General features: G+C 70.4%; 21 protein-coding genes, 1 tRNA gene and 1 pseudogene. 16 read left to right on the top strand and 7 right to left on the bottom strand.

Going from position 1 to position 17009, the window contains the following annotated elements:
- Positions 1 to 49: 49 nt before the first annotated feature.
- Complete coding sequence (gene trxA, locus Adu01nite_RS04670; RefSeq protein ID WP_203725179.1) at positions 50 to 412, bottom strand: thioredoxin; 363 nt, start codon at positions 410 to 412, stop codon at positions 50 to 52.
- A gap of 432 nt (positions 413 to 844) precedes the next feature.
- Between trxA and Adu01nite_RS04665 the strand changes: the two genes are divergently transcribed.
- The 7 genes from Adu01nite_RS04665 (at position 845) to Adu01nite_RS04635 (ending at position 5899) form a co-directional block, all read left to right on the top strand.
- Positions 845 to 1477, top strand: a complete 633-nt coding sequence (locus tag Adu01nite_RS04665) for a TrmH family RNA methyltransferase (protein ID WP_203725177.1) — start codon at positions 845 to 847, stop codon at positions 1475 to 1477.
- Positions 1478 to 1547: 70 nt separating this feature from the next.
- The gene (locus Adu01nite_RS04660) at positions 1548 to 2216 is read left to right on the top strand and encodes a DUF6758 family protein (RefSeq protein ID WP_307836546.1); all 669 of its coding nucleotides are present in this window, start codon (positions 1548 to 1550) and stop codon (positions 2214 to 2216) included.
- Positions 2217 to 2345: 129 nt separating this feature from the next.
- Positions 2346 to 2504, top strand: coding sequence for a hypothetical protein (locus Adu01nite_RS04655; RefSeq protein WP_203725175.1), 159 nt, complete (start codon positions 2346 to 2348; stop codon positions 2502 to 2504).
- Between the two features lie 9 nt (positions 2505 to 2513).
- Entirely contained in the window at positions 2514 to 3368 is an 855-nt protein-coding gene (locus Adu01nite_RS04650; RefSeq protein WP_203725172.1) for a PH domain-containing protein, read from the top strand.
- A gap of 86 nt (positions 3369 to 3454) precedes the next feature.
- A complete protein-coding gene (locus tag Adu01nite_RS04645) occupies positions 3455 to 4309 on the top strand; it encodes a PHP domain-containing protein (protein ID WP_203725171.1) in 855 nt (284 codons plus the stop codon).
- Between the two features lie 51 nt (positions 4310 to 4360).
- Positions 4361 to 4984 carry a MarC family protein gene (locus Adu01nite_RS04640; protein WP_203725169.1) on the top strand — a complete coding sequence of 208 codons (624 nt, stop codon included), beginning with the start codon at positions 4361 to 4363 and terminating at the stop codon, positions 4982 to 4984.
- An 87-nt stretch (positions 4985 to 5071) separates the two neighbouring features.
- Positions 5072 to 5899, top strand: a complete 828-nt coding sequence (locus Adu01nite_RS04635; RefSeq protein ID WP_203725183.1) for a RecB family exonuclease — start codon at positions 5072 to 5074, stop codon at positions 5897 to 5899.
- Here the strand turns inward: Adu01nite_RS04635 and Adu01nite_RS04630 are convergent.
- Positions 5896 to 6759 carry an oxygenase MpaB family protein gene (locus tag Adu01nite_RS04630; RefSeq protein WP_203725167.1) on the bottom strand — a complete coding sequence of 288 codons (864 nt, stop codon included), beginning with the start codon at positions 6757 to 6759 and terminating at the stop codon, positions 5896 to 5898. The two genes, Adu01nite_RS04635 and Adu01nite_RS04630, sit on opposite strands and share 4 nt — an antisense overlap.
- Before the next feature lie 107 nt (positions 6760 to 6866).
- A complete protein-coding gene (locus tag Adu01nite_RS04625; RefSeq protein WP_203725165.1) occupies positions 6867 to 7301 on the bottom strand; it encodes a Fur family transcriptional regulator in 435 nt (144 codons plus the stop codon).
- A gap of 212 nt (positions 7302 to 7513) precedes the next feature.
- Between Adu01nite_RS04625 and Adu01nite_RS04620 the strand changes: the two genes are divergently transcribed.
- Positions 7514 to 7981 carry a DUF2231 domain-containing protein gene (locus Adu01nite_RS04620; RefSeq protein ID WP_203725163.1) on the top strand — a complete coding sequence of 156 codons (468 nt, stop codon included), beginning with the start codon at positions 7514 to 7516 and terminating at the stop codon, positions 7979 to 7981.
- A gap of 125 nt (positions 7982 to 8106) precedes the next feature.
- On the opposite strand, the gene Adu01nite_RS04615 is transcribed toward Adu01nite_RS04620, so the two are convergent.
- Complete coding sequence (locus tag Adu01nite_RS04615; RefSeq protein WP_239132130.1) at positions 8107 to 8439, bottom strand: translation initiation factor 2; 333 nt, start codon at positions 8437 to 8439, stop codon at positions 8107 to 8109.
- A gap of 63 nt (positions 8440 to 8502) precedes the next feature.
- Between Adu01nite_RS04615 and Adu01nite_RS04610 the strand changes: the two genes are divergently transcribed.
- Complete coding sequence (locus Adu01nite_RS04610; protein ID WP_203725160.1) at positions 8503 to 8682, top strand: hypothetical protein; 180 nt, start codon at positions 8503 to 8505, stop codon at positions 8680 to 8682.
- Between the two features lie 166 nt (positions 8683 to 8848).
- Here Adu01nite_RS04610 and Adu01nite_RS04605 read toward each other — a convergent pair whose 3' ends face one another.
- Positions 8849 to 9097 carry a hypothetical protein gene (locus tag Adu01nite_RS04605; RefSeq protein WP_203725157.1) on the bottom strand — a complete coding sequence of 83 codons (249 nt, stop codon included), beginning with the start codon at positions 9095 to 9097 and terminating at the stop codon, positions 8849 to 8851.
- Between the two features lie 690 nt (positions 9098 to 9787).
- Between Adu01nite_RS04605 and Adu01nite_RS47550 the strand changes: the two genes are divergently transcribed.
- Positions 9788 to 10069: a hypothetical protein gene (locus tag Adu01nite_RS47550; RefSeq protein ID WP_239132131.1), complete on the top strand. Its 282-nt coding sequence runs from the start codon at positions 9788 to 9790 to the stop codon at positions 10067 to 10069.
- A 62-nt stretch (positions 10070 to 10131) separates the two neighbouring features.
- Here the strand turns inward: Adu01nite_RS47550 and Adu01nite_RS47545 are convergent.
- A pseudogene (locus Adu01nite_RS47545) lies at positions 10132 to 10296 on the bottom strand (FmdB family zinc ribbon protein); the annotation flags it as partial.
- Positions 10293 to 10928, bottom strand: coding sequence for a 5-formyltetrahydrofolate cyclo-ligase (locus tag Adu01nite_RS04595; RefSeq protein ID WP_203725153.1), 636 nt, complete (start codon positions 10926 to 10928; stop codon positions 10293 to 10295). The pseudogene Adu01nite_RS47545 and the gene Adu01nite_RS04595, both read right to left, overlap by 4 nt.
- A gap of 81 nt (positions 10929 to 11009) precedes the next feature.
- Between Adu01nite_RS04595 and Adu01nite_RS04590 the strand changes: the two genes are divergently transcribed.
- The 6 genes from Adu01nite_RS04590 (at position 11010) to Adu01nite_RS04565 (ending at position 16905) form a co-directional block, all read left to right on the top strand.
- Positions 11010 to 12914: a diguanylate cyclase gene (locus tag Adu01nite_RS04590; RefSeq protein WP_239132129.1), complete on the top strand. Its 1905-nt coding sequence runs from the start codon at positions 11010 to 11012 to the stop codon at positions 12912 to 12914.
- 48 nt (positions 12915 to 12962) lie between these two features.
- On the top strand, positions 12963 to 13877 hold the full coding sequence (locus Adu01nite_RS04585) for a UTP--glucose-1-phosphate uridylyltransferase (RefSeq protein WP_203725181.1): 915 nt from the start codon (positions 12963 to 12965) through the stop codon (positions 13875 to 13877).
- Positions 13874 to 15184, top strand: coding sequence for a molybdopterin molybdotransferase MoeA (locus tag Adu01nite_RS04580; protein WP_203725149.1), 1311 nt, complete (start codon positions 13874 to 13876; stop codon positions 15182 to 15184). Before Adu01nite_RS04585 ends, Adu01nite_RS04580 begins: the two co-directional genes overlap by 4 nt.
- Positions 15181 to 15804 carry a GNAT family N-acetyltransferase gene (locus Adu01nite_RS04575; RefSeq protein WP_203725147.1) on the top strand — a complete coding sequence of 208 codons (624 nt, stop codon included), beginning with the start codon at positions 15181 to 15183 and terminating at the stop codon, positions 15802 to 15804. The genes Adu01nite_RS04580 and Adu01nite_RS04575 overlap by 4 nt, the downstream gene beginning before the upstream one ends.
- A 206-nt stretch (positions 15805 to 16010) precedes the next feature.
- Positions 16011 to 16742 (top strand): divisome protein SepX/GlpR, encoded by a 732-nt coding sequence (gene sepX, locus Adu01nite_RS04570; protein WP_203725145.1) that lies wholly within the window; start codon positions 16011 to 16013, stop codon positions 16740 to 16742.
- A gap of 86 nt (positions 16743 to 16828) precedes the next feature.
- Positions 16829 to 16905: transfer RNA gene (locus tag Adu01nite_RS04565), tRNA-Ala, on the top strand.
- The last annotated feature ends 104 nt before the right edge of the window (positions 16906 to 17009 follow it).

Genomic DNA, 17009 nt, shown 5'->3' with positions numbered 1-17009 from the left:
AAACGGCCCGCGGACCAAGGGTCCGCGGGCCGGTGTGCTGTTGCCGAGCTCAGTGGCTGTGCGCCGCGAGCTGCTTGCGTACGTCGTCCATGTCGAGCTTCTCGACCTGCTCGATCAGGTTCTCCAGGGCGGACTCGGGGAGAGCGCCCGGCTGGGAGAAGACGATGACGCCGTCGCGGACGGCCATGATCGTCGGGATCGAGCGGATGTCGAACTTTGCGGCGATCGTCTGCTCGGCCTCGGTGTCCACCTTGCCGAACGTGATCTCCGGGTGCTTCTCGGAAGACCGCTCGTACGTCGGCGCGAAGCGGACGCACGGGCCGCACCAGCTGGCCCAGAAGTCGACCAGAACGATGCCGTCCTTGCTGGTGACCTCGTCGAAGTTCTCAGCGGTCAGCGCAACCGTCGCCATGATGTCTCCGTCCACGGGAAAATTGGCTTGCGTGCGATGAAACCCATCGTCCCCTAGTGCCATTCCCGTCCGTGGCTTGACGACACGTGTCCTGCGGCACGATTTCGGAACGCGGTGTTGACCCTAGACCACCCATCGTAACGATAAGTAGGGAGAGCGCTCTCAGTTATCAAACAAGTTGTGACGTCCGTTTTGCCACTAGAAACCGGGACATGGTTACCCGGGCCGGACGCACCCGCTGCTTGCCTGGTCAGCACGCGAACCGACAGTAATAGTTAACATTCTTAAATGTGATCTGGCTCACGTCTGAAAGACCTTCACATCGATACGCACGGTGAGGCAGACTCTCGTCCTACAGAGCGTGGGCGGCGGGTGCCGGGGAGGGCCCCGCCGCTCATTGCGTCTCCCGGCAGATGGGTAGCGTAACCGCCCATGAACACCGGTGAGGACCAGTCGATCGAGGTTGGCTTGGGCCCCTGGGTGGGCGAGTGGCCGGCCGATCCGCGATTCGACCCCGAGTTGCTTGCGCAGGGTGATCGTCGCAACGTGGTGGATCGCTATCGGTACTGGCGGCGTGAGGCGGTCGTGGCCGACCTGGACACCCGGCGGCACGAGTTCCACATCGCGATCGAGAACTGGCAGCACGATCTCAACATCGGCACCGTGGTGCGCAACGCCAACGCGTTCCTCGCTGCCGAGGTGCACATCGTCGGCCTGCGCAAGTGGAACCGGCGCGGCGCCATGGTCACCGATCGCTACCAGCACGTCCGGCACCATCCGACGATCGAGGAGTTCGTCGCCTGGGCGGTAGAGTCCGGGCTGCCGGTGATCGGGATCGACAACCTGCCCGGCTCGCGGCCGATGGAGACGACCACCCTGCCGCGCCGGTGCGTGCTGCTCTTCGGCCAGGAGGGGCCTGGGCTCTCCGCGCCCGCCCGCGCCGCCTGCAGCCAGCTCTTCTCGATCGCCCAGTACGGCTCGACCCGCTCGATCAACGCCGGGGTCGCCAGCGGGATCGCGATGCACGCCTGGATCCGCGCACACGCGGGACCCCCGCCGGAGTGAATCCGCCGGATGCATCCGGGTTCTGCCGATTCGCTTGACGAGGGGCCCGTCGCACCGCACGGTTATCTGCGTGGGTGTCACGGTGAGTTGCCCCAGATGCGCTGCACAGGTCCGGAAGCCGGACCTGATGCACACCGATTGGCGATGTGACAATTGTGGTGACGTGCCGCCGTTCCATGTGGCCGAGCACATCAGCGCCGAGATCGTCGACAGCGTGCTGCGGCAGCCCGCACCCGAACGGGTGCCGTTCTGGTGCCCGTGGCCGCTCCCTTCCGGGTGGATGGTGACCGGCGTCGGCTGGGCGGGTGACGATCGGCGCGGCGTGCGGGCCAGCGCGATCTCCTGCAGCGGGCCCGAGCCGCTCGGTGGCGGACCGGCCGATGTGGTCCTGATCGCCGAGCATCCGGGGGTCGGGCTGGGCACCAGATTCGCTGGCATTCCCGGCATCGACCCGGGATATCTGATCGCCGAGGCGCTGGCCGACCCCAGTGGACATGCTGGTCCACATGCCAAGATCAAGGCGGGTGGGCACCCCACTCCACTGTGGTGCGTCAAGTCCCCGGAAGATCGAAGCGCCTACGTGAGTGAGGCCAAAGGAATGTGGCTCTATGCGGTAGCGTGGCCCGCAAGCGCGGGCTACTTCCTCGCGGAGCATGTCGTTCTGCATGATCTTGTCGAGGGCGTGCCGCCCGAGCTCGTGTACGGAGCGCCGTCCCCGTACCTGCATGGCCGAGCCTGAAAAACAGGCCTTGACCTGCGGGTTCGGTATCGGCTTTTCGGTCACATTGTTCACACCGAGCGACGAAGCTGATACCGTCAGTACTGCCGCGGCGCTGACCGTCACCGCACCTACAGGAGAAGGCCCGCCATGATCAAGAAGGTTCTCACCTGGCTTGGTATCGCGTTCTTGATCTTTTTCATTGCCTTCAATCCGAACTCGGCAGCGGATGTGTTCTCCTCCCTCGGAGGCACGATCGCCGATATTGCCCGGGGCTTCGGCCAGTTCTTCACCAACCTCGTCGCTTAGCATCACTACATGGGTGGTCCTGCTGAGCCGCACGAGCCTCGAAACGAGGGTGCTGGGCGCCCTCGAGACGAGGACGACGAGAACTTCGGGTACCGAGACTCGGCGTATGTAGATCCCGAGTACGACGACCAACGACGGCGTCCCTATTCGGAGGGTCCGGGCTTCAACCCGGACGCTGGCTACTCACCCGACGCCGGCTATTCGCCGGACGCGGGCTACGCCGATTCGGGCGAGTACGAACCGCCCATCATCACCGAAGAGGAACTTGCGGGCCTCGGCCCCGAGGGCGGTGGCGGCGGACCACGCCGGGTGCTGCCGCTCGAGGACGAGCCGACCACTCTGGTCGCCCGCTACCTCTTCCCCACCGAGCGCTATCGCGGCGAGTGGAAGCGGCACTGGATCCACCTCTCCACCCCGCTCGGTATCGGTGCCGGTGCCACCCTCCTGCTGGGATACCTGGCCGGCTTCCTGACCCGGCAAAATGTCGACGGTCTGGTCACCGTGGCCGTGCTGATCTGGCTCGGTGTCATCGGCTGGGTGGCCTGGAAGGTCTTCGACTGGTATTTCGATCGCTTCATCCTGACCAACAAGCGGGTGATGGTGGTCAACGGCATCATCACCCGGCGGGTGGCCATGATGCCCCTCCTGCGGGTGACCGACATGAAGTACGAACAGTCCGCCCTCGGCCGGATGCTCAGCTACGGCACGTTCGTCCTCGAGTCGGCCGGCCAGGACCAGGCGCTCCGTGAGGTCAAGCACCTGCCCAACCCCAACGAGCTCTACCTGCGCGTCGTCGAGGAGATGTACGAGCCGCAGGCGGTCGAGGCGCGCCTCGGCAAGGACAGCGACGGCGACGACGCCTGACCCTGATCCGCTGGGTGATGGCCCTGTGAGCAAGGGATCTCGCCGCCGACCGGTCGTGCCTTGTGCGCGGCCGGTAGCGTTTTCGGGTGACCAGAATTGACCTGCACTGCCATTCGACCGCCAGCGACGGCACTCTCACCCCCGCGCAACTGGTCACCGCGGGGGCGGCGGCGGGCCTCGACGTCATGGCGATCACCGACCACGACACCACCGGTGGCTGGGCCGCGGCAGCCGCGGCCCGACCGGACGGGCTCACCCTGGTCCGCGGGGCCGAGTTGTCCTGCCGCTGGTTCGGCGCCGAGGAATATCCGATCGCCCTGCACCTGCTCGCCTACCTCTTCGACCCGGCCGAGCCCCGGCTCGCGGCCGACCTCACCGCCCTGCGCAGCGACCGTGAGCAGCGCGCCGAGAAGATCGTGGACAAGCTGCGTGCCGACGGGGTGCCGATCACCTGGGCCGAGGTCCACGGCTACGCGGCCGGCGGGTCGGTCGGGCGGCCACACATCGCCCAGGCCCTGATCCGGGCGGGCCTCGTCGGGACGACCAACGAGGCCTTCGCATCGCGGTGGCTGGGCGCGAAGTACTTCGTACCCAAGGCGGATCTTGATGTTTTCGAGGCCGTGCGGGCGGTTCGGGAGGCCGGTGGGGTGGCCGTTTTCGCGCATCCGCGAGCGACCGTGCGCGGGCGGGTGGTGCCGGATCAGCTGATCGCCGACCTGGCCGACGCCGGCCTCTTCGGACTCGAGGCCGATCATGAGGACCATTCGCCGGTGGAGCGGGCGCACGTGCGGGGGCTGGCGGAAGACCTCGGTCTGGTGGTCACCGGATCATCCGACTTCCACGGCACGCACAAGACGGTCCGGCTGGGTGCCTTCACGACCGCGTTCGAGGCGTACGAGAAAATCGTGTCCGCCGCGACCGGCGTGCCCGTCCTGGGGTGACCCTCGACGCACCCGCCTGCGTAATCGGTCCGCTTTCCCTACCTTGATCGGGTGAATCTCAAGTTCCTCGGCGAGGTCTACGTGACCCTGCTGGTCATCGTCGACCCGCCCGGCATGGTCCCGGTGTTCCTCGCGCTGACCGGCGCCATGCCGTCCCGGCAGCGGATGAAGGCCGGCACCCAGGCCGTGCTGCTCGCCCTCGGGGTGATCGTGGGCTTCGCCGTGGCCGGCCAGACGCTGCTCGATTACCTGCACGTCCAGCTGCCCGCGCTGCAGGGCGCCGGCGGTCTGCTGCTCGTCCTGGTCGCGCTGCAGCTGCTCACCGGCAAGACCGACGAGGCCGACCAGCAGGCCCAGACCACCAACGTGGCGCTCGTGCCGATCGGCACTCCGCTGCTGGCCGGGCCCGGTGCGATCGTCGCCACCATGCTGTTCGTGCGGCGGGCCGACGGCCTTGACGAGTACGCGGTGATCGGCATCGGCATCGTTCTGGTGATGCTCACCGTCTGGCTGGTCCTGCGCTTCTCCGGCGGGATCGTCAAGCTGCTCCGCCCGGCCGGCATCGAGGTGCTCACCCGGATCGCCGGCCTGCTGCTGGCCGCCATCGCCGTGCAGCTGATCGCCGACGCGGTGGACGCGTTCGTGGAGCTGTACACGGCGGCGCACGCGGGCTGAATTCTTGTCGGGGGGTGCTGGCAGGATTGTCGCGTGGCCTCCACCAGATCCCGCGGCGCGGTGCCCGAGCAGCTCGGCTTCGACGGCATGCCCGAGCGGCTGTTCGTCTGCACGCCGAGCAAGCTGGGCGCCTACGCCGACTGCCCCCGCCGCTATCGGTATTCCTACGTCGACCGCCCCACCCCGCCGAAGGGCCCGCCGTGGGCGCACAACTCGCTCGGCGCGAGCGTCCACACGGCGCTGAAGAATTGGTATGCGCTGCCCCTCGACCGGCGGGTGCCCGGCTCGCTGCCGACCCTGCTCAAGGCGACCTGGGTGCGCGAGGGCTACCGCGATGTCGATCAGGAGCGGGTCACCTATCAGCAGGCGCTGCGCTGGCTGGAGAGCTACGTGGCGACGCTCGACCCGCAGGAGGAGCCGCTCGGCGTCGAGCGGGTGGTCGCCACCAAGACGGCGGTGCTCGCCTTCAACGGCCGCGCCGACCGGATCGACTCGCGGGTCGGTGACGAGGGGGCCGAGGCGGTCATCGTCGACTACAAGACCGGCCGGTCCGGCCTCGGCGCCGACGACGCGCGCGGCTCACAGGCGCTGGCCCTTTATGCGTATGCGGCGCAGCGCGTCTTCCGCCGCCCGTGCCACCGCGTGGAGCTTCATCACCTGCCCACCGGCACGGTCGTGGTCCACGAGCACACCGAGGAGTCGCTGGCCCGTCAGGTCCGCCGCGCGGAGGACACGGCCCGCGACATCATGGCCGCCGAGAAGGCGGTCGCGGCCGGCGCCGACCCGGATGCCGAGTTCCCGACCAACCCGGGCTCGCTGTGCAGCTGGTGCGACTTCCGCAAGACGTGCCCGGCCGGCCTGGAGGCCCCGGCCAAGGAGCCGTGGACGTCGGTCGAGCACCTGGGCAGCTCTTAGAGGACGGCGGCCGCGGCGGCCCGGGCCAGGGCCGCCTCGCGGATCGGGGTCACCTGCAGACTGCGGGGGATCGTGGCCAGCACGGTGGAGAGCAGGAAACGCAGACCGCGGGCCGACAGGTCGGCGGTCAGGTCGGTGGTGGGCAGGCCCAAGCCGCCGTAGAGGCGGCGGGCCCACGGCGGGAGCATGGCCATCGCGGTGGCGGCGACGCCGAAGTAGGCCCAGCGGGTCGGGCCCAGGGTCAGACCCAGGCGGAAGGCCCGGCCGCCCCAGTTCTCCGGCACCGACGGCACGGTCAGGAACAGCGCGGTCTCGACGCCGTCCCGGGACAGTGCGAGGCTCGGCAGCGTCTCGTCGTAGTAGGCGGACACCTCGTCGGCGGTGGCCGGCACGGTGGCCGGGTCGAGGCCCATCAGCTCGGCGGCCTTCAACTGCTCGGTGTAGTAGCCGTCGATCTCGGCCGGGGTGAGGCGGACGCCGGCCCGGACCGCGGTGGTCAGGAACGACTCGACCTCGGCGACGTGCACCCAGCGCAGCAGGCCGGGCTCGTCGATGCGGAACGGCTCACCGGTGCGCGGGTCGACCGCACGCATCCGTGCGTGCATCCGGCGGACCCGCAGCGCGGCCGCCTCGGCCTCCGCGGTGGTGCCCCAGATGACCGTGCCCACATACGCCGAGGTGCGGGTGAGGCGGCCCCATGGATCGGCGCGGTAGCGGGAATTCTGTGCCACCGCGGTGACCGCCCGCGGGTGCAGCGCCTGAAGGTAGAGGGAGCGGAGACCGCCCAGCAGCAGGATCGGCTCCTGATGCAGTCGCCAGGTCACCGAGCCCGGTCCGAACAGCCCGACGTCGCCACTCATGCGATCCAGACTGCCACGGAATCCTGGGAAAGTTGAACCCGTTCAGAAACGGCCCCCATCCGGGGCTTCTCCGATTCGGGGCGGCCGCGTTTTCTGATCTCGGCTGATCAGCCGGCTTCGTCGGCCCGGCGGCGCGCCTGGCAATCCGGACACAGGCCCCAGAACGTCACCTCGGCCTCGTCGACCTCGAAGCCATGACCACCGCCCGGACTCAGGCAGGGCCGCTCGCCGACCGCGCAGTCGACATCGGCGATGGCGCCGCACCCGCGGCAGACGATGTGATGGTGGTTGTCGCCGGCCCGGGCCTCGAAACGGGCCGGGCTGCCGGCCGGCTCGATGCGCCGGGCCAGGCCGGCCCGGGACAGGGCGCCGAGCACGTCGTAGACGGCCTGGGTGGAGACCGAGTCGAGGCGGTCGCGGGCCTGGCGGGCGATGTCGTCCACCTCGAGATGGCCGCCCTCGGTGAGAACCTCCAGCACGGCGAGGCGCGGCTTGGTGACCCGCAGGCCGTGCTCACGCAGCAACTCTTCGCCGGTGGACATTTGTCCATGACAACACGGTTCCGCGGAAAGCCCAACAACAAAGGTCATCAGGTGCTTCGTTCCGCCCGGATATCAAATGATCCGGGCGGACAGTGAATGGATCGGCCGGGACGGTGAACCAGATCGACCGGACGGGCGTAAGCGCACACAGCGGATGCTTGCGCCGTCAGATACTTCTAAGCTGGCGGTCCGTTCATGATCGAGGAGGCGTCTTGTTCGACCAGGTAAACGGCCTGCCGGTGCATGCGTTGGTGCTGCACGCGGCGGTCGTCTTCGTCCCGTTGCTGGCTCTGGGCGCCATCGCTTATGCGCTGATCGGCCAGTGGCGCGCGAAGATCGGCTGGGCGGTCGTGCTGCTCGCCATCGCCGCGCCGGCATCCACGTTCGTCGCGAAGGAGTCCGGCGAGAAGCTCTACGACCGCTTGATCGGCCAGGGCCTCAAGGGCAACGGCAAGGTCATCCTCGACGACCACATGCACTACGGCTCGATGACCTTCCTGTTCTCGCTGGGCCTGGGCATAGTCAGCCTGGTCCTGGTCATCCTGACCCGCCGAGGCGGCCTGCCCAAGATCGTCGAGTGGATCCTGGCCGCGGTAGCCGTCGTGCTGGCCGTCCTGTCGGTCTACTACGTCTACAAAACCGGCGACTCGGGCGCGACGGCCGTCTGGGGCCAGTACTAAGACGTGATCGGCCCCGGCCGCCACAGGCGGCCCGGGGCTGTGGCCGCTTGGGCCGCGTGCCGGCGCCCTCGGGGTGCCGGCATGCGGCCGGCTCTTCGGGCCGGCATGCGGTCGGGCTGTGCGCGTCAGAAGATGGCTCGGGCGCAGAGCAGGCACATCAGGATGACCGCGATGGCGCCGGCGACCAGGCCCACGCCGTAGGTCACCGTGCGGGCCGAGCCCTCGGCCTCGTCCAGCGCGTCCATGTCCTGGGTGGGCAGGGCGCGCGGCGGTGGCGGCTGGGAGATCGTCGGCGGCCGCCACGACGACGGCGGCGGGGGCGCCTGCGGTGGCCCGTAGTAAGGGTTGGCCGGGGTGGGCTCCGGCCTGCTGGGCGGTGGCGGGGCAGGCTGCGCGGACGACGGGTCCGGGCGCTGCCAGTACGCGTCGTCGTCCGGGACGCCGGTGGGGGAGCTCACGTTCACCGACGGTACAACCGTAGGGGGAAGACGGCCGCAGCGGCGCGGCCTACGCTCTTAGCCGTGGACATTCTGGATGAGCCAGAGCGCGATAACGACGCTGAACGTGAGGTCGACTTCGAGTCGGAGGAGGCCGTGATTCTGCCCGATCAAACTCGTGACGACACCGAGCGCGGCTGGGGCGAGCGCGGCGACACCAACGACGAACGCCTCTGGGAGGACCGCCCGCCCCACTGGGGCTGAGCCGGCGGCCGGGTCCCGCTGAGCCGATGGCCGGGTCCCGCTGAGCCGATGGCCGGGTCCCGCTGAGCCGATGGCCGGTCCGTCGGCCACCTGGAGGCGGATGCGGCGCGTGCCATTTGGGCCGCGTTGCTGCCCGTGCGATCGCGGGACGAGCCTTGGGCGAGGCTCAGCCGGGGCGGATCAGGATCGCGAAGCCGTGGCCAGGGTTGGTCGCGGCTTGCTCGGCCTCGGCCGGAGTCAAAGCCAGGAGCAGGCCGCCGGTCGTTGGGTCGTCAGCTCCACTGACCTCCAGCACCAGGGCGGACGTCGCCACCGGCGTGCTGTCGCCGCCGGCCGGGTCGATGCGGAGCAGATCGACCCAGTTGCCGGGGCGCACCAGGCTCAGCGCGGCCGGATCGGCCAGCCTGACGGGCACGCCCAGGCTGCCCGGCGGCACCCCGAGGCGGCCCGCCGGCACCCCCTGGCTGCCTGCGCCCGCTGTGTTGGCTGCGGCCGCGGTGTCGGCCGCGCCGGCGGTGTTGGCTGATGGGCCGGCCGGCTGAGGTTGGCCGGTGGATGGGCGGTCTGTGCGGGTGGGGTGAGCCCTCGGGGGCGTCGCGGCCGCGCTTGCCGCTCGCGGGGGATCGGCCGCGACGCCGGCCCGAGGGTCCGCGCAGGATCGCGCGGGTGACCACGACACCGCGGCGGCGGTGACCAGCAGAGCCGCGACAGCCACGAGGCGTAGCAGCGTGCCGCGGGTCGGCCGGTGCCGGCGCACGGGATCCAGGCGCCCATCGCCACTGACGTGGATGGCGTTCCCGTTTGCCTTGGGATGAGCAGAGCCGGTTGGAGCCGTGCGAGATCTGCTCATTGCTGTGCCCTCCCTCCGCCGAGGCGCCGTGGTCGTTTGGCGCCGGGGCAGACGTTAGGACGGACGGAAGGTCGCTCGCTGAGGCCCTGTGGACAACCCGGAACTGTGGACAACTCCCACGGCGGCACCGCGCGTGCTACGGGGCCGGAGCACGCGAGCAGGGTGGCGGGCCGGGTGAGCAGGCGAGCGGTGGGCGTGCGGGCAGGGCACACGAACAGGCGCGCCAGGCCGGTGGCCTGGCGCGCCTGTTGACGCTTGGGTCAGGAAGCTGTGGTCGCCTTGGCGCTGCCCGACGAGCTCGAGCCCGAGGACGACGAGCCGGATGAGGAACCCGACGACGACGAACCCGACGAGCTGGACGACGAGCCGTTGGACGACGAACTCGACGACGAGCCGGACGAACCAGAGCTCGAACTCGAACCTGAGCTCGACGAGTCGGACGACGACGTCGACGAGTCCGACTTCTTCGGTGCATCGTTGCCGGTGGGGCCGGGCTTCTCGGCGCTCACGCCGCCCGCGCGGGAGTCGTTGCGGTAGAAGCCGGAACCCTTGAAGACGATGCCGACCGAGTTGAAGACCTTGCGGAGTTTGCCGCTGCAGTCCGGGCACTCGGTGAGAGCCGGGTCGGAGAACGACTGGACCGCCTCGAGCTGGTGACCGCACTCGGTACAGGCGTACTGATAGGTAGGCACGGCTCCTCCGGAAGACGTCGGCTGCTGGCACTCGCCAACTCCGAGTGCCAATGTTGCGCCATCGGAGGTCATTTCGTCCACTCGGTGGCCGGTCTGAGGCGGAAGCCACCGCTGGGCGTGATCACCGCGTCGACCGGTTGGTCGTGCGGTTCGGCCGGTACGTGGTCGATCAGCTCGCCGTCATGCAGCAGCGCCACCACCAGGCGACGGCCGCCCGGAATGTCGGAAATCAACCGGGCCAAGGCGCGGTCGTAGGAGCCGCCGCCACGGCCCAGGCGGATGCCGCGACGATCCACGGCCAGGGCCGGGACCAGGATCAGGTCGGCGGACTCGATCGTGGTGACGCCGAGGCGGGGGCCGGTCGGCTCGCGCAGGCCGCGTGGGCCCTCGATCAGGGAGGACGGGCCCTCGTAGGCCACCCAGTCGAGGTCGCCGTCGGGCAGCAGGATCGGCAGCAGCACCCGGGCGTGCGCCGCCAGGAACTCGGGCAGGTCACTTCCGCCGGGCTCGGTGCCGACCGGGACGTACGCGGCGATGGTGGACGGGTGCTCACGGCGTACGCAAGCAAGGATTTGATCTTGAAGTTGGGTTGCCGCCGCCAGGCGGGTCTCGGGGGTCAGGTGACGGCGTGCTGTAATCAACTGACTCCGAAGCGCGATCTTGGCTGGTGGAGATCCTTCTCCGTCACCGGGTAAATCGGGCATGCAACACCCCCTTTCAAAAAGCGGCAAACGGCGCACACTATGTCAGCATCGCTCCAAAGATGGCCTTTCCCGGGAGGATGCGTGACGCTACGTGGCCGACTGACCACCGCGTTCCTGGTGGTCGTGTTCGGTCCGGTGCTGCTCGGGTCCATCTTCGTCGCGATGACAGTCGCTACGGTCAGTCAGGACCGCACGGCGGAACGACTCGATCATGCCGTGACCACGGTCCGCACCGGCATCGGGGCGATCTGCCGGCAGCTGCAGGCCGCCGCCGACGCCGTTGCGGTGGTGTCCGCGAGTGAGCGCGAAGCCGTCGGCCGCCAGCTCGTCGTCCGCGGCCTGGCCAGCGAGATCCGGATCGGCGCGGCCGCAACGAACGGCGATTGCGCGGATCCGCCGGGTGGGGAGCCGACCGCGATCTCGGCGACCGCCACCGCCGGCTCGGTCGAGATCACCGCGACCCAGGCGGTCGACGGGGACTTTCTCGCGCGGCTCGCCGCGACCAGCGGCGCGCAGATCACCCTCGGCCCCGGTGACCTGCCGGAAAGCCGCGAGCTGAGCGCGGAGCCGGGCCAGCCGCTGCCGCTCACGCTGAGCGTCCCGCAGAGCAACCCCACTTTCCTGTACGCCGTTCTGCTCACCGTCGTGCTCGCCGCCGGACTCGCCGCGGTGCTGGTGGCGCGCTGGCTCGCCGCCTCCACCACCCGTCCGCTCGGCGATCTGGCGCTCGCCGCCGACCAGGTGGCCGGCGGTGCCCTGGACACCCGGGTGCCGATCGTGCGCCCGGACGAGCTGGGCCGGCTCGCCGCCACCTTCAACCGGATGACCCGCGAGCTGCAGGCCTACGTGCAGGCGCTCACCGCCAGCCGGGACCAGCTGCGCGGGCATCTCGCGATCCTCGGCGAGACGCTGTCCAGCACCCACGACGTCGACAAGATCCTGCAGGTGATCCTGCGGACCGCGCTCGCCGCCACCGGCGCCCGATCCGGCCTGGTGCTGCTGCTCGACCCGGTCGGCGGGCAGCTCGTGGCGCGCTGTGCGGTCGGGCTCACCGGCAGCTGGGACGTGCCCGAGGCGGAACTGACGAAGCTGCGGCTGCCGGTCGGGTCGGGGGTGCTCGGCGGCGTGGCCGCCGCCGGCGAGGCGCGGCGCGGGCACGGCGAGGTGGGATCGGTCGAGCCTCCTTGCCGTACGTACGTGGCCGTGCCGATCCGGGCGCCGCTCGTCGACGACCCGTTCACGCCGGTCGAGTCGACCCCGGCCACGCTCGGCGTGCTCGCCCTCTACGACCGGGTCGGCAGCGACGACTTCGACGACGCCGACCTGCACACCCTGCGCACCTTCGCCGGTCAGGCCGGGATTGCCGTGCACAACGTGCGGGTACACGAGGAGGCCCAGCGGCTGTCCCTCACCGATCCGCTCACCGGCCTGTGGAATTACCGTTACCTGCGGGAATCGTTGCGCCGGGAGGTGGAACGGGCCAATCGCTTCGGGCGGATGCTCGCCGTGCTCGTGCTGGACCTCGATCACTTCAAAAAGGTCAACGACACGTACGGGCACGCGGCCGGGGACGCGGTGCTGGCCGAGTTCGCCCGGCGCATCCGGATCGGGTTGCGCGAGGTGGACGTGGCGTTCCGCCAGGGTGGGGAGGAGTTCGTGGTGCTGCTGCCGGAGACCGACGCGTACGGCGGTGCCATCGTGGCCGAGCGTCTCGGGGCAGCCGTCCGCGACCGGCCGATGCCGATCGAGGGCCGGGGTGCCATTCCCGTGACAGTCTCGATCGGGGTGGCGGTCTTCCCCGAGCACGGTTCCGACGCGAAGCAGGTGCTCCGGGCCGCCGATGACGCTCTGTACGCGGCCAAGAACGCTGGGCGGGACACCTATCGGCTCGCGGCGGTCGCCACGGGCGTACCAGAAGTGAATTTTGATCCCACCACCACCGTGACCGGTGGGCCGCAACCGCCGCGCCAGGCGCGCGGCCGATAGTCTCGCGGAATGTCCGGGCACGATCTGAGCGAAAGTGCGGTGACCTCGATGACCACGAACGCGCATGCGACCGGCCGCCGGGCGGTCAAGGCCGTCATTCCCGCGGCCGGTCTGGCCACCAGGTTCCTACCGGCCACCAAGGCCGTCCCGAAGGAGTTGTTACCGGTCGTCGACCGGCCGGTTCTGCAATACATCGTGGAAGAGGCGGCCGCCGCCGGCATCACCGATGTGCTGCTCGTGACCGGGCGCGGCAAGACGTCCATGGTGGACCACTTCGACCGCCGGCCCGACGTCGAGCAGCGCCTCGAGGAGAAGGGTGACCTCGAACGGCTCGCCGCGGTGCGCCGCACCAGCGAGCTCGCCGACATCTACACCTGCCGCCAGGGCGAGCCGCTCGGCCTCGGCCACGCGGTCGGCTGCGGCGCCTCGCACGTCGGGGACAACCCGTTCGCGGTTCTGCTCGGCGACGAGTTCGTCGAGGAGGACAAGCCGCTCCTGCCGGACATGCTCGACCTGCAGGCCCGCACCGGCGGCATCGTGCTCGCCTTCATGGAGGTCAAGCCGTCCGAGACCTCGCGGTACGGGATCGCCTCGGTGGCGCCCTCCGACCTCGGCGACGACATCGTGCAGGTGACCGGGCTGGTCGAGAAGCCGTCGCCGGAGGAGGCACCCAGCAACCTGGCCGTGCTCGGCCGCTACGTACTGCCCGGCTCGATCTTCGAAGCGATCGCCAACACCAAGCCCGGCAACGGCGGCGAGATCCAGCTGACCGACGCGATGTTCCAGCTCCTGCAGGACGGGGTGCCGGTGCACGGCATCATCTACCGCGGGCACCGGTTCGACACCGGCATGCCGCTCGGCTACCTGCAGGCCGTCGTGACGCTGGCCAGCCGCCGGGCTGACCTGGGCGAAGAGTTCCGTGCTTGGCTTGCCGAGTTCGTCGCCGGTGGTTCGAAGGGATGACAGCAACGGCCGATGCCGAGGCGGCCGCCAACGAGCTGATGCCTCTCGCCGAATACCTGGGCAGCGTGCTGCGCAGGTTGCGAGCGCTGCCCTCACTCGACCTCGACCTCACCCAGGCGCACGGCAACACCCTCGCCGGTGACGTGCTCGCCCCGCACCCGTACCCGGCCTTCGACCAGGCCGCCATCGACGGGTACGCGGCACGCTGGGAAGACCTCGCCTCGGCCGGCCGGGTCGGCTCGCACCCCTCCTTCGGCAAGCACGAAGGCGGGCCGCGGCCGGTCCGGCTGAACGTCGTCGGCGACCTCGGCGCGGCCAGCTGGCGGCCGGTGCGGCTCACCCCCGGCACCTGCTTCTCGGTGGCGGCCGGGGCGCCGCTGCCGATCGGCGCCGACGTGGTGGTGCCGGTGCACTGGACCGACCAGGCCATGGCCGCCGTCGAGATCCTGCACGCGCCCAAACGCGGCTCCGGCGTCCGGCGGGCCGGTGAGGAGCTGGCCGCCGGTCAGGTGCTCGCCGGGGCCGGCACCTACGTCACCCCGGCGATGGTGGCCACCTTCGCCGCGGCCGGCATCGGGCACGTGATGGTGCGGCCCAGCCCGCGCGTCGTCGTGGTGGCCACCGGCGACGAGCTGGTCGACGTGGGCCGGCCCAGCCAGCCCGGCCAGGTCGTCGACGCCAACTCGCACGCGCTCACCGCCGCCGCGGTCGAGGCCGGCGCCCTCGCCTACCGGATCGGCATCTGCGACGACGACCCGGAGGGCCTGCGCGGCCTCCTCGAGGACCAGACCCTGCGCGCCGACCTGATCATCACGACCGGCGGCACCGGCACCGGGCCCGGCGACATGCTCCGCCGCGTCCTGTCCCGCCGCGACCCCGGCCGTGGTGTCGTCGAGTTCACCGACGTCGCCCTCTGCCCCGGCGCCACCCTCGGCTTCGGCACCGTCGGCGGCGAAGAGGTGCCGGTCGTCTGCCTGCCCGGCGAGCCCGGCGCCGCCCTGATCGGCTTCGAGGTGCTGGCCCGGCCGGTCATCCAGCTGCTCGCCGGCAACGAGCCGGTGTTCCGGCACAGCGTCAAGGCGCATCTCCTGGAAACCGTGTCGTCCCCCGGTGGCCTGCGCGAATTCCGGCCGGCGCACGTGGCCGAGCGGCGCGGCGGGGGTTACACCGTGCAGCCGCTGGCCGGTGGGCCGTACACTCTTTCCGGCCTGGCCGAGGCAAATGGACTTCTCGTTCTCGGCGAACGGGTCACCACGGCGGCCGCAGGCTCGACCGTGGACGTCCTGTTGCTCGACCGGAGGCGATGATGCTGGTGGGGTCGGTGCCCGGATGGCCGGCCGTCCTGACCGACGGACCCGTTCTGCTGCGGCCCTACAAGCGCGGTGACGGCAAAGCCTGGTCCGAGGTCCGCATCGCCAACCAGAAATGGTTGGCCCCCTGGGAGTCCGCACCCCCCGGCCCCTGGGCCGAGATGAATTCCACCCGGGCGTACGGCTACGTCTACCAGGACATGAAGCGGGCCGCCCGGCGCGGCGAGAGCATGCCGTTCGCGGTCTGCTTCGAGGACCGGCTCGTCGGGCACATCAACCTGGGCAACATCGTCCGGCGCGCGTTCAGCTCGGCGTACGCCGGCTACTGGATCGACGCCCAGGTGGCCGGTCGCGGGGTCATCCCGACCGCGCTGGCGCTCGCCGTCGACCACGCCTTCGGGGCCGGTGGCCTGCACCGCATCGAGGTCAACATCCGGCCGGAGAACGTGCCGTCCCGCCGCGTCGTCGAGAAGCTCGGCTTCCGCGAGGAGGCGTACCACCAGCGCTACATGCACATCGACGGCGGCTGGCGCGACCACCTTGGATACGCCCTGACCAGCGAGGAGATCGCCGCCGAGGGCGGCCTGCTGGCCCGCTGGCGACGCGTACGCGCCTGACTCGCCGATCTTCACAGCGTGACGCGCCCGGCGCGGCGCGCGCATTTCCGCAGCTCGCGCCCGTAGCCTCGGGGAGATTGAGGGTTTTTCGGGGCCATCCGTGACCACCGAGTCGCCGCAGCGCGAAAAATCCTCGCCGGGTTTTGCGGTCCGCGGCTGGGGGAGTGTAGAGCGGACCGCCCGAAGCTGTGACGGGAGGGGTGAGGGTGCCGACCTCGGTGCTCCTCGCCGTCCTCGCCGCGGCCGGACTGCTCGCCCTCGCACCGGCGCTCGTCCGCCGGTACGACGCCACCGAGCGGCTCGCCGCGGAGCGGGCGTCGTCGACGGCGCGGGTGCTGCAGCGCCGCCGCCGTCAGCGCACTGTGCCCGGACGACGACCGATCAACCTCGCGCGAGCGGTCACGGTTACGGTTCTGGCCCCGGCAGTTGAGAAGCCGCAACGCCGCCTGCGCCTGGTCACCAGCAAACGGCCGGCCCGCCGCCCACCGCCGCGACGGCACACTCCCGCAGTTATTCGCCGGCGCCGCGTCTTCGCGGCGCTGCTGCTGCTCAACCTGATCGAGCTGGTCGGCGTGGTCACCGTCAGCCCCGGCTTCTGGATCGGCTTCGCCGGCACCGGCTCGCTGCTCGGCCTCTACCTCGTGCACCTGCGCAACCGGGCCATCACCGACCGGCGGCGCCGGCGGATCGAGGCCCGGGAAGCCGCCTGGCTGGCTGCCAGGCAGGCGGAGGTGCGTCGGGAGCAGGCACGGCGGGCGGCGGCACGCCGGGAGGCGCAGAGACGCCTGGCGGCGCAGAAGGAGGCCGTACGCCGGGCGGCGATGGGCCTGGACCGCGATCCGTCGGAGCTCCCCGCTACGGGCTCGGTGTCTTACCGGCGAGCGGGTGGGCTGCGGGGGCGGGCGTACGAGGCCGGCGGTCGTCACCACACGGCCTGATGGTTGCGGGAGGGTCGGTTCGCGGCCGACCCGGCCGACCTGTTAATGTTGCTGCGGTTCGCCGGACAAACGTCCGACGGCTGTTAGGGGCTGTGGCGCAGTCTGGTAGCGCACCTCGTTCGCATCGAGGGGGTCTGGGGTTCAAATCCCCACAGCTCCACCAAACTTGGGACGCCGTATGTCCGCGGAAAGCGCGGACCTGCGGCGTTTGTTATATCTGCTCCGGGGGCCGAGCCCCCGGAAACCCCGCGTTGCGATGGTCGCTCT

It is taken from the genome of Paractinoplanes durhamensis (genome assembly GCF_016862175.1).
Taxonomy (GTDB): domain Bacteria; phylum Actinomycetota; class Actinomycetes; order Mycobacteriales; family Micromonosporaceae; genus Actinoplanes; species Actinoplanes durhamensis.
The sequence above is the reverse complement of the archived record's forward strand: the minus strand, read 5'-3'. Positions and strand labels throughout refer to the sequence as shown.